Raw genomic sequence first — 14,869 nt, 5'->3', positions numbered from 1 at the left:
CCGTCCGCCGCCTGATGCCTCGCCGGGGCAGGAAGACGCCGGTCCGCGGCCCGGCCTCCATGCCGGCGTTCGATGACGTGGCATGGCGCCTGCGTGCGAGTCTGGTCGCCGTCGTGGCCCTGCTGTCGGTGGCGGCGAGCGTGGCCATCTGGCTGGCGGTGTCGCATCTGGCCGAGCGGATCGCCAGGGTCAGCGACGAGGACCACCAGCGCGCCAGCACGCGGGCGACGGCCGAGGCCATGTCCAGCCTGCAGCACCAGCGCGAAGCCGCCTTGGCCGGCACGGCGCGCATGCTCCAGCCTGCGGCCAGCGACGAGGAACGGGCGCAGCGCTTCACGGTGCTGGCGTCGAGCCTGGGCACCGTCTTTTCCGCCTCCTTCCTCATCGACGCCCTCGGCCAGCCACTGGCGCGGGCCGATGAGCATGGCGTCCAGCTCATGCCCGCCATCGGCGCCATGGACGACCGGACCTACTTCCAGGAGGTGATGCGCACCCGCAAGCCCGCGCTGTCGCAGCCCATCGCGGGCCGCAACACAGGCCGTGTGTCCATCGTGATGGCGCAGCCGGTGATGGACGGCCAGCGCGTGGTTGCGGTCGTGGCGGGCGTGCTGCGGCTGGACAGCGGCGACATCGGCCGCATGGCCGTGGGGCGGCTGCCGGGCGCGGTGCGCGTGGTCACGGACGACCAGGGCCAGATCCTCAGCCACGATGGCGGCCTGGCCCTCCAGCGCCTGCCGCTGTCGCGCGAGTCTCGCTTCGCCGAGGCCTTCGAGGCCTGGCGGGCGCAGGGCAGTCCGCGCAGCACCGAGGGTTTCGTCACCGTGGCCGGTGGACAGGTGGTGGCCGCCGTGCCGGTGTCGGAGACGCCCTGGCTCATCTGGCAGGCCCGGCCGGTCTCGGGCTTGCAGGGGGCGCTGGACGATGAACTGGAGCGCACCCTCCAATGGACCATTGGCGCCGTGCTGCTGGCCGGCTCGTTGGGCTGCGCGTGGATCGCCTGGCGGCTGCGGCCGCTGGGCCGGCTGGTGCGGCGCGTGCAGCGGCTCACGGCGCCCATGGCCGATGCCCAGCCGGGTGTGGGGTGGCCGGGCGGTGCGGGCGAACTGGGCCAGCTGTCCTCCCTGCTTCGGCTGTTGGCCACCGAGCAGGACGGTCTGGCCCATGCCCACGCCGAGATCCAGACGCGCCTGCGCGCCGTGCTCGCCGCCGCGCCCGTGGGGGTGGCCTTCGTGCGCGAGGGCGTGGTCGAACTGGCCAGCGCCGAATGCTGCCGCCTGTTCGGCAATGACGCGCCACAGATGCTGGGCCGTGCCGCCCACGAGCTGTTCGAGGAACCCGACGGCTTCCAGCGCTTTCAGCAGGCCGCGCGCGGCGCCGCCGCGCTGGGCGTGCCCTACGGCGGCGACTGGCGCCTGCGGCGCAGCGACGGCCTGGGTTTCTGGGCCAACCTGCGCAGCCGACCGGTGGACTGGGACGACCTGTCGCTCGGCGAGATCTGGACCGTGGCCGACGTCACCGAGCAGAAGCTGGTGCGCCAGCGCCTGGAATGGCAGAGCCGGCACGACCCGCTCACCGGCGCGGCCAACCGCATGTTCTTCGACCAGCGCATCGCGCGGGTGTTGGGCAATCGGGAGCTCTTCAGCCCCGCTGTGCTGATCTTCATCGACCTCGACCATTTCAAGCCCATCAACGACACGGCAGGCCATCTTGCGGGCGACGAGGTGCTCAAGCTGGTGGTGCAGGCCATCGCCGCACAGTCGCGCTCGGGGGACCTGGTGGTGCGGCTGGGTGGTGACGAATTCGCTCTGTTGCTCGAGCAGTGCAGCGGCATGGCGGCGCTGGCTGTGGCCCAGCGCATCCGCGCGGCCGTGCAAGAGATCGTCGTGCCGTGGGAAGACCAGGTGCTGCGCGTGGGCGCCAGCATCGGCGTGGCCGAGCTGACGCCCGATATCCGCACCGCGCAGGACTGGGTAGCCGCCGCCGATGCCGCCTGCTACGCCGCCAAGACCAGCGGCCGCAACCAGGTGCAGATGTCGCCGCCCCGCGTGGTGCTGCGCTGATCAGGTGCCGGGTGCGGGCGGCAGAAGCCGTGCCTGCGCCCGCTCCGCCACCGACTTGAGCAGGTTCCACACCGCCAGGATTCGCGGCTGCTGCTTGCCCTCGGCCGGCATCGACATCCAGAAGGTCCGCGTGAAACGCGCCAGCGCCGGCAGCACAGGCGCCAGCCGCGCATCGCCTTCGGCGACGAAGGCGGGCAGCACGGCGATGCCGGCGCCGGCGGCGGCCGCCTCGTGCTGGGCCAGCACGCTGGTGCTGCGCAGCGAGAAGCCATCGGGCCGGTGCAGCTCGCCCAGGAAGCGCAGTTCCTTGGAGAAGAGCAGGTCGTCCACGTAGCTGATGAAAGCGTGGCCGCGCAGGTCCTCGCGGCGCGAGATGGGCGCGTGGCGTCCCAGGTAGTCGTGCGAGGCGTACAGGCGCAGGCTGTAGTCCGTGAGCCGTGTGGCCACCACGGGGCCGCGCGCCGGGCGTTCCAGCGCGATCACGATGTCGGCCTCGCGCCGCGACAGCTGCAGCAGGCGCGGCAAGGCGAGCAGGTCGATGGTCAGGCGCGGATGGTCTGCGGCGAAGGCGGCCAGCGCGGGAGCCAGCACCCGCGTGCCGAAACCCTCGGTCGCACCCACGCGTACCGTGCCCGACAGGCCGTCCTGTGGCGCCAGCGCAGGGCTGGTGCGCTCGACGGCGCGGAAGGCGGCCTCCATGGCCTCGGCCTGAGGCTGCAGTTGCCGACCGGCCTCGGTGAGCCGATGTCCACCGGCCTCGCGCGTGAAGAGGGCGGCACCCATGGCCTTTTCCAGCGCCTGGATGCGCCGCGCGACGGTGGTGTGGTCCACCGCCAGCCGGCGCGCGGCGGCCATCAGCGTGCCGGCGCGGGCGAGTTCGAGAAAGTAGCGCAGGTTGTCCCAGTCCATGGTCTGCAATTTTGCAAAGGCGGCGCGAATTTTTGTCTATTGCTGTGGCAAAACTGCAAAGCTATCCTGCGGCGGATCACATCGGCGACACAAGCGCCGCCTCATCTGGAGACAAGCCATGACAGCCACCCCCACGCCCGCATCGCGGGTGCCCACCGTCAAGCTGCTGATCGGCGGCGAGTTCGTCGAATCCCGCAGCACCGAATGGCGCGACGTGGTCAATCCGGCCACGCAGGAAGTGCTGGCCCGCGTGCCCTTCGCCACGTCCGACGAGGTGGACGCCGCCGTCGCCGCGGCGCAGAAGGCCTTCAAGACCTGGCGCAAGACGGCCATCGGCCAGCGGGCGCGCATCTTCCTGAAGCTGCAGCAGCTGATCCGCGAGCACATGGGCGAGCTGGCCGCCATCCTGACGGCCGAGCAGGGCAAGACGCTGCCGGACGCCGAAGGCGATGTGTTCCGCGGCCTGGAGGTGGTGGAGCATGCGGCGGGCATCGGCAACCTGCAGCTGGGCGAACTGGCCAACAACGTGGCGGGGGGCGTGGACACGTACACGCTGCTGCAGCCGCTGGGCGTGTGCGCCGGCATCACGCCCTTCAACTTCCCGGCCATGATCCCGCTCTGGATGTTCCCGATGGCCATCGCCACGGGCAACACTTTCGTGCTCAAACCCAGCGAGCAGGATCCGATGGTCACGATGCGGCTGGTGGAGCTCGCGCTGGAGGCCGGCGTGCCAGCCGGCGTGCTGAACGTGGTGCACGGCGGCGAGCAGGTGGTCAACGCCATCTGCGACCACCGCGACATCAAGGCCATCAGCTTCGTGGGCTCGACCAAGGTGGGCACCCATGTCTACAACCGCGCCACGCTGGCCGGCAAGCGGGTGCAATGCATGATGGGCGCGAAGAACCACGCCATCGTGATGCCCGACGCCAACAAGGAGCAGACGCTCAATGCGCTGGCCGGTGCAGCCTTCGGTGCCGCGGGCCAGCGCTGCATGGCGGTGTCGGTGGCGGTGCTGGTGGGCGAGGCGCAAAGCTGGATTCCCGAGCTGGTGGAGAAGGCCAAGACGCTGAAGGTGAGCGCCGGCACGGAGAAGGGCACGGACGTGGGGCCGCTGGTGTCCTGCGCCGCACGCGACCGTGTGGTGGGGCTGATCGAGCGCGGCGTGGCCGACGGCGCCAGGCTGGAGCTGGACGGCCGCCATCCGCAGGTGGCCGGCTACGAGAAGGGCAATTTCGTCGGGCCGACGATCTTCTCGGGCGTGAAGCCGGGGATGTCGATCTACGACCAGGAGGTGTTCGGCCCGGTGCTGTGCCTGGCCGAAGCGTCGTCGCTGGACGAGGCCATCGACTTCATCAATGCCAATCCGAACGGCAACGGCACGGCCATCTTCACGCAGTCGGGCGCGGCGGCGCGCAAGTTCCAGGAGGACATCGACGTGGGGCAGGTGGGCATCAACGTGCCGATCCCGGTGCCGGTTCCGCTGTTCTCGTTCACCGGCTCGCGGGCGTCGAAGCTGGGGGACCTGGGGCCTTACGGCAAGCAGGTGGTGCTGTTCTACACGCAGACCAAGACGGTGACGGCACGGTGGTTCGACGACTCGACGGTGTCGCAGGGGGTCAATACGACGATCTCTCTGAAGTGATGTTGTGCGCGTTGCGGTCTTGTGCGTTTGAGGCGGGCGCGCCGGCCCGGGCGGCGGTGGGTAGCGCGGCATGCTTCAGTGAGGCGGTCGGCGCTGCGCGCCGACTCCCCTGCGATGCTCGCGCACCCGGCCCGCGGCAGAACTCGCTGCGCTGCCTGCGGCAGCTCCGCTCAAACAACCGCCGCGAGTCAGATCACGAAGCAGTCCTGTCCTTCGGCAGGCCTGCGGCCGGGTGCACTGCGCTTCTCGGCGCCTCACAGGCGCACGCCGCGCTACCCACCGCCGCCCGGGCCGGAGTTGAGGTTGCGGGCGATTCCTCGCGTGGACAGGTCCGCGTCGAAGCGACCGCTCTTTGCACAGCAGACTTCGCAGCCATAAAGATCGATAAAGCCTGCATGCGTCATCCTTCGTGTGGAATGCCGCAGGTGCTCCGCACGCCCAGGATGGGCAGCGGAATCACGCCCGCATCTATGGCGTATGCGGGACGCCGCCTCAGTCACGTCTCCCGCCAAGCCGAAGGTGAAGACAGGCAAGGCCGCTCATGCCCGCAAGATCAGGCGCAACGTTCCCGCGCGCGGGAACCGGCCCGCCGCGGGCGATTTGTGAGGCGGCGAGAAGCGCAGCGAAGCCGGCCGCAGGCCTGCCGAAGGACAGGCCTGCTTCGTGATCTGACTCGCGGCAGTTGTTTGAGCGGAGCGCGGCAGCGCGTAGCGAGTTCTGCCGCGGGCCGGGTTCGGGAGCATCGCAGCGGAGTCGGCACGCAGTGCCGACCGCCTCACTCTGAGCCCGCGGCGGGCCGGTTCTCGCGCGCCGCCCCCGACGCACGACCGCGCCCAACTGCCGGTAAGCCTTTCGCGTTCGCCCGCTGCGGGCCGGCATTAGCGGCGAGCCAACCCAACATCAGTGCGACAGCAACGTCTAAGCGCCCAAGCGCCACCCAGCACCATGGACTTTGAACTGACCGAAGAACAACGCGCCTTCGCCGACACCGCCCGCGACTTCGCCGCCAGCGAATTCGCGCCGCATGCCGCGCAGTGGGACCGCGAGGCCATCTTCCCGCGCGAGGCCATTGCCAAGGCCGGCGAACTGGGCTTCTGCGGCCTCTACGCGCCCGAGCGAATCGGCGGCCTGGGACTGCCGCGGCTCGACGCGGCGCTGGTGTTCGAGGAGATGGCGGCGGTCGACCCCTCGACCACCGCCTTCATCACCATCCACAACATGGCGACCTGGATGCTAGGCACCTGGGGCACCGACGCCGTTTGCACGCACTGGGGCGAAGACCTGACCGCCGGCCGCAAGCTGGCCTCGTACTGTTTGACCGAACCCGGCGCCGGGTCGGACGCCGGCTCGCTCAAGACCCGTGCCGAGCGCGACGGCGACCACTACGTCATCCACGGCGGCAAGGCCTTCATCTCCGGCGCGGGTTCGACCGACGTACTGGTGCTCATGGCCCGCACCGGTGGCGGTGGCCCTTCGGGCATCTCGGCCTTCGCCGTGCCGGCCGACGCGCCGGGCATCCGCTACGGCAAGAAGGAACACAAGATGGGCTGGAACAGCCAGCCCACCCGCACCATCGACTTCGACGGCGTGCGCATCCCGGCGGACCACCTGCTGGGCCAGGAGGGCGAGGGCTTCCGCATCGCCATGAAGGGGCTGGACGGCGGCCGCATCAACATCGCGACCTGCTCGGTGGGCGCTGCGCAGGGCGCATTGGATGCGGCGCGGCGCTACCTGCACGAGCGCCAGCAGTTCGGCAAGCCGCTGGCCAGCTTCCAGGCCCTGCAGTTCAAGCTGGCCGACATGGCGACCGAACTGGTCGCCGCGCGGCAGATGGTGCGCCTGGCCGCCAGCAAGCTCGACGCCGGCCATGCGGATGCCAGCACCTATTGCGCGATGGCCAAGCGCTTCGCGACCGACGCGGGCTTCACCGTCTGCAACGAGGCGCTGCAGCTGCATGGTGGTTACGGCTACCTGGGCGACTTTCCGCTGGAGCGCCTGCTGCGCGACGCGCGCGTGCATCAGATCCTGGAAGGCACCAACGAGATCATGCGGCTCATCGTCGCGCGCAAGCTGCTCGATGGCGATGCGGAGCTGCGCTGACGCTGCGCACCCACGCCTCGCCGAGCTGCCAACCCATCCCGCTGCAGTCCCGTCCTTGATATCGCTGCGCGCCCTGCGTCGCTAAGCTCCCCGCCCATGACCGAACCTGTCGTCCTCTTCGATTCCCTGCCCACCGCCAATGGCAAACGCTTCGGCGTCGCCACGCTCAATGCGCCGGCGTCCCTCAACTCGCTGTCCGTCGACATGGTGCGGCTGCTCACGCCCCAACTGCGCGAATGGGCGGCCGACGACCAAGTCGTCGGCGTGCTGCTGCAGGCCGCGGGCGAAAAAGCCTTCTGCGCGGGCGGCGACCTGCGTCAGCTCTACCAGACGCTGCTGGACCGCGGCGAGCGCCGCAACGAGTACGCCGAGCGCTTCTTCGCCGAGGAATACGAGCTCGACCACCTGATCCACACCTTCCCCAAGCCCTTCCTGTGCTGGGGCCATGGCATCGTGATGGGCGGCGGCGTCGGCCTGATGGTGGGCGCCTCGCACCGCGTGGTGACCGAAGGCAGCCGCATCGCCATGCCCGAGATCAACATCGGCCTGTACCCCGACGTGGGTGGCAGCTGGTTCCTGCGCCGCGCGCCGGGGCGCACGGGCCTCTTCCTGGCCCTGACGGCCGCGCAGATCAACGCCGCCGATGCCATCTTTGCCGGCCTGGCGGATGTGCTGGTGCCGCAGGCCCGCAAGGCCCAGGTGCTGGAGGCCATCGGCGCCACGGCTTGGCAAGGGCAGGGCGAGGCCGACCGCGCGCTGCTCTCGCGCATCCTCGCCACCGCGGCCGAGGACGCGCCGCGTCTGCCATCGAAGCTGCGCGAGCACTACGACACCATCGAAGCGCTGATGGCCGGCGACGACCTGCTGGACATTGCCAAGCGCCTGCGTGACCTGAAGGCCGACGACGCCTGGCTGCAGAACGCCGCCACCGCCTTCACCAAGGGCGCGCCCAGCTCCATCGCGCTGTCGTGGGAACTGTGGCGCCGTGTGCCGCGCATGTCGCTGGCAGAGGTGTTCCGGCTGGAATATTGGGCCTCGCTGGGCTTCTGCGCGCACAAGGACTTCGCCGAAGGCATCCGCGCCGTGCTGGTCGACAAGGATCGCAACCCCAAGTGGCAGCCCGCGACGCTGGACGAGATCACCCCGGAGTTCGTGCAGGACCACCTGCGCGAGCGCGGCGACATGGCGCCGGAACTGGTGCCGCTGCGCTGAGCGGCGGCGGGCGGCTCCTCCGCAGCCGCCGCGCTTGCTCACAAGGCACCAGCACCGACCACCGCACGCGCAGGCCGGCCTTCTCGTCCGCTGACATCACCCAAGACATCCAAGGAGACACACATGAAGATCGCATTCATCGGCCTCGGCAACATGGGCGGCCCCATGGCTCTGAACCTGCACAAGGCCGGCCATGCCGTCAGCGCCTTCGACCTGTCGGCCGCCGCGTGCGATGCGCTGCGGGCCCAGGGCGTGGCCATCGCCGCATCGGCCTCCGCCGCGGTGGGCGGGGCCGAGGTGGTGGTCAGCATGCTGCCCGCCAGCCAGCATGTGGAGTCGCTCTACCTGGGCGAGGGCGGCCTGCTGGCGCAGATCGCGCCCGGCACGCTGGTCATCGATTCGAGCACCATCGCCGCCGCCACCTCGCGCAAGGTGGCCGAGGCCGGCGCCGCACGCGGCATCGCCGTCATCGATGCGCCGGTGTCGGGCGGCACGGGCGGCGCCATCGGCGGCACGCTGACCTTCATGGTGGGCGGCAGCGAGGCCGACCTGGCCCGGGCCCGGCCCGTGTTGGAGAAGATGGGCGCCAACATCTTCCACGCGGGCGGCCCCGGCGCCGGACAGACGGCCAAGATCTGCAACAACATGCTCCTGGGCATCCTGATGATCGGCACCTCCGAGGCCATCGCCCTGGGCGCGGCCAACGGGCTGGACCCGAAGGTGCTGTCCGAGATCATGCGACGCAGCTCCGGCGGCAACTGGGCGCTGGAGAAGTACAACCCGCTGCCTGGCGTGATGGAGACCGCGCCCGCATCCAAGGGCTACGCCGGCGGTTTCGGCACCGACCTGATGCTCAAGGACCTGGGCCTGGCGCAGGAGAACGCCATGGCCGTCAAGGCCAGCACGCCGCTGGGTGGCCTGGCGCGCAGCCTCTATGCGGCGCACAGCCTGGCGGGGCATGGCGCGCTGGACTTTTCCAGCGTGATCCGGATGGTGCAAAAGGGCTGAAGCCCCAACCAGCGGCGCCTCCGCCAGCGTGAGGACGGCGAAGCTCGTCCGCCCTCGCGCTTCCAGGCTTCGACCTCCAAGCCTGGAAAGCGCAACAGATCCGCCTTCACTCAGCCACGCATGCGCCGTGATCCGCGGCGATGGTGCGCTGCGCCCCTTGCGCGCGGAAGGTCGCGCGTCGCGCCGAGTCCATGTCCCGTCGCTCTGTCAATGCGCCGGGGTGACGCAGCTTCGCGCGTCCCAGCCCCGGGGCGCTGATCGCACCGGTGGCTGGCGCTTTCCTTCGTCCTCCATGCGTCCTGTGCAAATAGCCCTTGCACAGGAAGCTTCGCTCCAACTATTATTAAGTTCATACCTTATGAAAAAGACCAGATCAAATCCGCCAAGCGAACCGTTGTACCGGCAGGTCAGCGTGACGCTGCTCGATCAGATCAAGTCTGGCGTGCGCTCGGTCGGCACGGTCCTGCCCAAGGAGATCGATCTGGCACACGAGCTGGGCGTCAGCCGGGTCACGCTGCGGCAGGCACTCGACATCCTAGAGAAGGGTGGGGTGGTCCAACGCGTGCGTAAGGTAGGAACCAAAGTCATCGCTGCGGCAATGGCCAACGCCTATGTGCAGCAAATGGACGGTCTCGAACACGCACTGAGGCTTGCCGGTCAGACCGCCATGCGCATTCACGGCCATGCCACCGTCAAGGGAGAGCCGGACGCCGGACTGGTCGGCGTGCCCAGCAGCACGGGCTACTGGCTCGCCATCGACGGCGTGCGCCACATGCAGGGCGCCAGCACGCCCTGCACCTGGACGCGCGTCTACGTCGACAACAAGTACGCGGGCATCACCCCCTTCCTCGCCGAAGAGGTCGATGGCGTCTACACGCTGGTGGAGAAGGTGTATGGGCTCGCGGTGCACGGCATCCGGCACTGCGTCTCGGCCTGTGCGCTGAATGCCGAGGCCGCTGGCGCACTGGGCCTGCCAGAGGGCGCGCCCGGACTCCAGGTGCAGGCATGGCTCTATGCACCGGGCGATGTGCTGATCGAGTACGTCCGCTCCATCCACAACCCGGCCCTCATCTCCATCGAACTCAAAAGCCATCGGGCACCAGCCTGAGGCGCTCACTCATCCAAAGGAACACGATATGAAGCTCATCCAGATTCCCGCCGGCGACGGCTTTTCCCTGCCGGCCCTGCACGTGCCCAGCGCCTCCGGGCGGGGACGGCCCCTGGTGCTGATCCAGGAAATCTTCGGCATCAACGATGCCATGGAGCAGGCGGCGCAGGCCTGGGCACAGGAAGGCTTCGAGGTCCTGTGCCCAGACCTGTTCGCCCGGCAGCAGCCGGGCGTCCGGCTCGATCCGCGCGTGCCCGAGCAATTCCAGCAAGGCATCTCGCTCATGCAGGGCATGGACTTCGGGCGCGCGATCCAAGACCTCGATGCCGCGCGGCAGTGGTTCGAGACCCAGGGCCGCGGCGACAAGGTGGGCGCGCTCGGCTACTGCCTGGGCGGACGGCTGGCCGTGATGATGGCCCTGTCCACGCCGATTGCGGCTGCCGTCAGCTACTACGGCGTCGGGCTGGAGGATCTGCTTCCCGCGCAACGCGTCGACGCGGCGCCTTGCCTGCTTCACATCGCGGAACTCGACGGTTTTGTGCCGCCCGCGGCACGCGAGACCATCCTGCAGCGAGCGGCTCTGCAGGACCGGATGCCGGCGCATGTCTACACGGGTTGCGACCATGCCTTCGCTCGCCCGGGCGGCGAACATTTCGACGCCGAGGCGGCTGCGCTGGCGCGCACCCGGACGCTGGCCTTCCTGGCGGCCTGAGCCGGATGCTTCCCATGCCCAGGCCTGCTGGACCACTGGAGGGCCGCGTCGTCGTCGTGACGGGGGCGGCGCAAGGAATCGGCCTAGCGGTGGCGCATCGCTTTGCGCAGGAGGGCGCGGCCATCGCCATGGTGGACGTGGACGGCCCGCGGCTGCGCGAGGCAGCGGCGCAGATCCAGGCGATCGGTGCGCCCGTCCTGGAATGCGTGAGTGACGTCGCCCAGGCCCAAGCCCTGCAGGAGGCCGCCGAGGCGACCCGGGCGCGACTTGGCCCCTGCGATGTGCTGGTCAGCAACGCCGGCATCCTGCTGCGCGGCGCACTGGACGAGCCCAGCAGCCTGGCCAATTGGCGACGCACGTTGGCCGTCAATCTCGATGGATGCTTCCATGCCGCGTTGGCCTTCTCGTCCCAGTTGCGGGAGACCCGGGGCTGCATCGTCAACGTGGCGTCGATCCACGCTTTCGTGGCCGTGCGCAATTCGGTGGCGTACACCGCGTCCAAGGGCGGCGTGAAGCAGTTGACCCAGGCGCTGGCGCTGGAACTCGGCGGCGACGGCGTCCGGGTGAACGCGGTGGCGCCCGGCATCACGGAAACCGATATGACGGAAGGCACCCGCCGCGACCCCGAGGCGCTGTCCGCCTTTCTGGAGCGCGTGCCGTTGCGTCGCACCGTGCTGCCGGCCGACGTGGCCCATGCCGTTCATTTCCTCGCCTCGGACCAGGCCGCCTGCATCACGGGGGTGACGCTGCCGGTCGATGGCGGGTACTGCGCCATCTGAACGCGCGGCTTTCCGATTTCCGTCAACCCGAAACCTGGAGTTTCCATGCTCACTCGCCGCCGACTCGTCGCCACCGGATCCGCCGCCCTGGTGCTGCCGCCACTTGCCATTGCATCCGCGCAGGCGCAAACGGCACCCTTGAAGTCCACCCGGATCGTCGTGGGATACGCCCCCGGGGGAACCACCGACCTCGTGGCGCGGCGCGTGGCCGAGAAGCTGGGCGGCAGCTTTGCCGAGACGGCCATCGTGGACAACCGCTCGGGCGCGGGCGGGCAGATCGCCTGCATGGCGGTCAAGGGCGCGGCGCCCGACGGCCAGACCCTGCTGTGCACGCCGTACTCGTGCATGGTGATCTTCCCCTTCGTCTACAAGAAGCTGGGCTACGACCCGGTGGCCGACTTCGTGCCCGTCGGCATCGTCGCCACCACCACGCAAGCGATGGCAGTTGGCCCCATGGTTCCGGCCTCGGTCAGGACGTTGCCGGACTACGTGGCGTGGGTCCGCGCCAACCCGCAGTTCGCCAGTTATGGATCGCCGGCCGCCGGCTCCACATCGCACTTCCTGGGCGCGTTGCTGGGCCTGGAATCCAAGCTGCCGCTCGTGCAGGTGCCTTATCGGGGCGCCGTGCCCGGCATCGCCGATGTGGTGGCGGGCCAGATCCCGGTGATGTTCACCACGACCGGCGATCTGCTTCCGCATTACAAGGCCGGCAAGCTGCGCCTGCTGGGCACGTCGGGGCCGGCCCGCACTGTCTTCACGCCCGAGGTGCCCACCTTTGCAGAGCAGGGCTTCCCGATGCTGAGCAGCGAAGAATGGTTCGGCTTCTATGCACCTGCCGGAACACCGGCGGCCGTCGTGAAGAGCGCCAACGAAGCATTGCGCCTCACGATGACGAACCGCGCCGTCGTGGACTCGCTGGCAGGCGTGGGGCTGGTTGCCTCGGTGTCCTCGCCCGAGGAAATGGCTGCGTCGCAGCGGGCCCAGACCGAGCGCTGGGGCCCGCTGGTGCGCAAGATCGGCTTCACCGCCGATTCCTGAGTCGTCCCCGCCGCAGCGCTTCCGTGCGGGCGCGCTGCCGGCCATCACAGCCCGGCGGCGGAAGCAGGGCAGCTATCGCGGCGACGCGCCGCTGTCTTCGATCCCGGCCCAGCCCGCATCGGGATAGCGCGCGCCGGCCGTCGACCCGGGCGCGAACAGCCTGTCCAGCGTCTCCAGCTGCGCGCGGTCGAGCGACACGCCTGCGGCGCCGATGTTCTGCGCCAGATGCGTCTGTCGGCGCGCACCTGGAATCGGCAGCACATGGGGGCCGCGGTGCAGCGTCCAGGCCAGTGCGAGTTGCGTGGCGGGCGCGCCCCACTGCTCAGCCAGCATCCGCAAGGTTTCCACCTGCCGCCGGTTGGCCTCGGCGGCCTCGCCGTTGAAGCGGGGCAGGGCGCGGCGGAAGTCGCCTTCCTCCAGTTCCGAGGCTGCCGGCAGGGCGCCGGTCAGCATGCCGCGGCCCAGCGGGCTGTAGGCAACCAGCGCGATGCCCAGCTGCTGGGTGAGCGGCAGCAGCTCGCGCTCCAGTTGACGCTCCCACAGCGAGAACTCGCTCTGCAACGCCGCCACCGGATGGACCGCATGGGCACGGCGCAGGCTGTCCGCGCCAATCTCGGAAAAGCCGATGGCCCGTACCTTTCCCTCGGCCACGAGCCCGGCCATCGCGCCCGCCACGTCCTCGATGGGCACGGCCGGGTCGCGCCGGTGGCAGTAGTAGAGGTCGATGCAGTCCGTGCCCAATCGGCGCAGCGAGGCCTCGCAGGCAGAGCGGATGTAGGCAGGCGTGTTGTCGATGCGCCGCTCGTAGCGGCCCGGCTCGCGCACGATGCCGAACTTGGTGGCCACGGTCAGGTGCTGGCGCTCGTCGGGCGCCAGGTTGTTCAGGAAACGACCCAGAAGCGATTCGTTGTGGCCGAAGCCGTAGGTATCGGCCGTGTCGAAATGCTGGACGCCGAGGTCGACCGCGGCACGCAGCGTGGAGAGCGATTCGGCGTCGTCGCTGGCGCCGTAGAACTCGCTCATGCCCATGCAGCCGAGGCCGATGGGGAAGACCTTGCGGGCGGCAAGCTGTCGAGGCGTAACGCCGAGAGGGGCGGAAGGGTCAGGGCCGATGGTCATGGAAGCCTTGTGGAAGAAGAGGATGGGCCGCGAGGGGGCTGCCGGGCGTGCCGGCCGTCCGGCAAGGTGCGCGAGGGGCGGCGGGCCACGCCCACTGCCGCAAAGACCGCCGGTACGCGGAACAGGTCCGCATCGTCGTCCGCGGCAGCCTCTGCCGCAATCCAGCCCGGACTGCATGGCCCATCCAGCCCGGCTACACAATCCGTGGCCATGAGCCCGTCGATGCCCGACCTTCGCCAGCTGCGCGCCTTCGCCGCGGTGGCCGAACTGCAGAGTTATCGCCGCGCCGCCGCACGCCTGGGCGTGACGCCCTCGGCGGTCAGCCAGTCGGTGCGCGCGTTGGAAGACGCGTTGGGCCAGCCACTGGTCCAGCGCACCACGCGCAGCGTCGCACCGAGCGCGTTCGGCCTGCAACTGCTGGCGCGCGTGCGGCCGCACCTCGACGGACTGGAGGCCGCATGGCATGGCGCGCACGAGGCCGCCGGCGAACCTGCCGGCGTGTTGCGCCTGAACATGCCCCGCAGCGCGGCGCAACTGGTCATGGCGCCGGTGATGTCGGCCTTCCTCACCGCCCATCCGCGCATCGCGCTCGAACTTCAGACGCAGGATGGCTTTCTGGACATCGTGGCAGCCGGCTGCGACGCCGGCATCCGCTTCGCAGAGGCGGTTCCCCGAGACATGGTGGCCATGCCGATGGGCGGCCCGCAACGCTTCGTGGTGGTGGGCACGCCAGCGCTGCTGGCCGGAGGCGGCGCACCGGTCGACCCGTGGGCACTGCTCGATCGGCCCTGCATCCGGCAGCGATTCCCGCACGGCGAGATGTACCACTGGGAGTTCGCCCGCGGCACCGAACGCGTGGCGCTCGACGTGCGGGGCCGGCTGACGGTGGACGACCAGCCGCTCGCCCTGCAGGCCGCCCTCGACGGCGCCGGCTGGGCCTACGTGTACGAGGCCATGGCGGCGCCGCACCTGCGCAGCGGCCGCCTCGTCGCGGTGCTGGACGACTGGTGCCCACCGGGCACCGGCTTCCAGCTGTACTACCCGGGCCGGCGCCAGGCCTCGCCGGCGCTGCGGGCCTTCATCGACTGGTGGCGCGCGGAAGGCGCAGCGCTCATCGCTGGCTGAGACGGTCCAGCAGCGAATACCAGGCCACGCCCGCGGCGACGTGGAAGCGCTGCAGCC

Annotated in this window: 12 protein-coding genes; 10 read left to right on the top strand and 2 right to left on the bottom strand. The window is 69.9% G+C overall.

Annotation, left to right across the window (positions count from 1 at the left end; genetic code table 11):
• Positions 1-59 precede the first annotated feature (59 nt).
• Positions 60-2,060: a sensor domain-containing diguanylate cyclase gene (locus DFR41_RS23510; protein ID WP_114804509.1), complete on the top strand. Its 2,001-nt coding sequence runs from the start codon at positions 60-62 to the stop codon at positions 2,058-2,060.
• On the opposite strand, the gene DFR41_RS23505 is transcribed toward DFR41_RS23510, so the two are convergent.
• Positions 2,061-2,969: a LysR family transcriptional regulator gene (locus tag DFR41_RS23505; protein ID WP_017760513.1), complete on the bottom strand. Its 909-nt coding sequence runs from the start codon at positions 2,967-2,969 to the stop codon at positions 2,061-2,063.
• A gap of 118 nt (positions 2,970-3,087) precedes the next feature.
• Between DFR41_RS23505 and DFR41_RS23500 the strand changes: the two genes are divergently transcribed.
• From DFR41_RS23500 to DFR41_RS23465, 8 genes are all read left to right on the top strand, one after another.
• Entirely contained in the window at positions 3,088-4,611 is a 1,524-nt protein-coding gene (locus tag DFR41_RS23500; RefSeq protein WP_114804508.1) for a CoA-acylating methylmalonate-semialdehyde dehydrogenase, read from the top strand.
• Positions 4,612-5,556: 945 nt separating this feature from the next.
• Positions 5,557-6,711 (top strand): acyl-CoA dehydrogenase family protein, encoded by a 1,155-nt coding sequence (locus DFR41_RS23495; protein ID WP_114804507.1) that lies wholly within the window; start codon positions 5,557-5,559, stop codon positions 6,709-6,711.
• Positions 6,712-6,807: 96 nt separating this feature from the next.
• Positions 6,808-7,923 (top strand): enoyl-CoA hydratase/isomerase family protein, encoded by a 1,116-nt coding sequence (locus DFR41_RS23490; RefSeq protein WP_114804506.1) that lies wholly within the window; start codon positions 6,808-6,810, stop codon positions 7,921-7,923.
• A gap of 123 nt (positions 7,924-8,046) precedes the next feature.
• On the top strand, positions 8,047-8,931 hold the full coding sequence (mmsB, locus tag DFR41_RS23485; protein ID WP_017761776.1) for a 3-hydroxyisobutyrate dehydrogenase: 885 nt from the start codon (positions 8,047-8,049) through the stop codon (positions 8,929-8,931).
• 358 nt (positions 8,932-9,289) lie between these two features.
• Positions 9,290-10,039, top strand: coding sequence for a GntR family transcriptional regulator (locus DFR41_RS23480; RefSeq protein ID WP_043115053.1), 750 nt, complete (start codon positions 9,290-9,292; stop codon positions 10,037-10,039).
• A 28-nt stretch (positions 10,040-10,067) separates the two neighbouring features.
• A complete protein-coding gene (locus DFR41_RS23475) occupies positions 10,068-10,751 on the top strand; it encodes a dienelactone hydrolase family protein (RefSeq protein ID WP_114804505.1) in 684 nt (227 codons plus the stop codon).
• A gap of 5 nt (positions 10,752-10,756) precedes the next feature.
• Complete coding sequence (locus DFR41_RS23470; RefSeq protein ID WP_114804504.1) at positions 10,757-11,530, top strand: glucose 1-dehydrogenase; 774 nt, start codon at positions 10,757-10,759, stop codon at positions 11,528-11,530.
• Positions 11,531-11,575: 45 nt separating this feature from the next.
• Complete coding sequence (locus tag DFR41_RS23465; RefSeq protein ID WP_017761780.1) at positions 11,576-12,568, top strand: Bug family tripartite tricarboxylate transporter substrate binding protein; 993 nt, start codon at positions 11,576-11,578, stop codon at positions 12,566-12,568.
• A gap of 72 nt (positions 12,569-12,640) precedes the next feature.
• Here the strand turns inward: DFR41_RS23465 and DFR41_RS23460 are convergent, their stop codons facing one another.
• Positions 12,641-13,687, bottom strand: coding sequence for an aldo/keto reductase (locus DFR41_RS23460; RefSeq protein WP_043115052.1), 1,047 nt, complete (start codon positions 13,685-13,687; stop codon positions 12,641-12,643).
• Between the two features lie 222 nt (positions 13,688-13,909).
• Between DFR41_RS23460 and DFR41_RS23455 the strand changes: the two genes are divergently transcribed.
• Positions 13,910-14,812 (top strand): LysR family transcriptional regulator, encoded by a 903-nt coding sequence (locus DFR41_RS23455; protein WP_114804503.1) that lies wholly within the window; start codon positions 13,910-13,912, stop codon positions 14,810-14,812.
• Positions 14,813-14,869 lie beyond the last annotated feature (57 nt).

The sequence above is a fragment of the Pseudacidovorax intermedius genome (assembly GCF_003350475.1).
GTDB lineage: Bacteria > Pseudomonadota > Gammaproteobacteria > Burkholderiales > Burkholderiaceae_C > Xenophilus > Xenophilus intermedius.
This window is presented reverse-complemented; position numbering and strand designations above follow the sequence as displayed.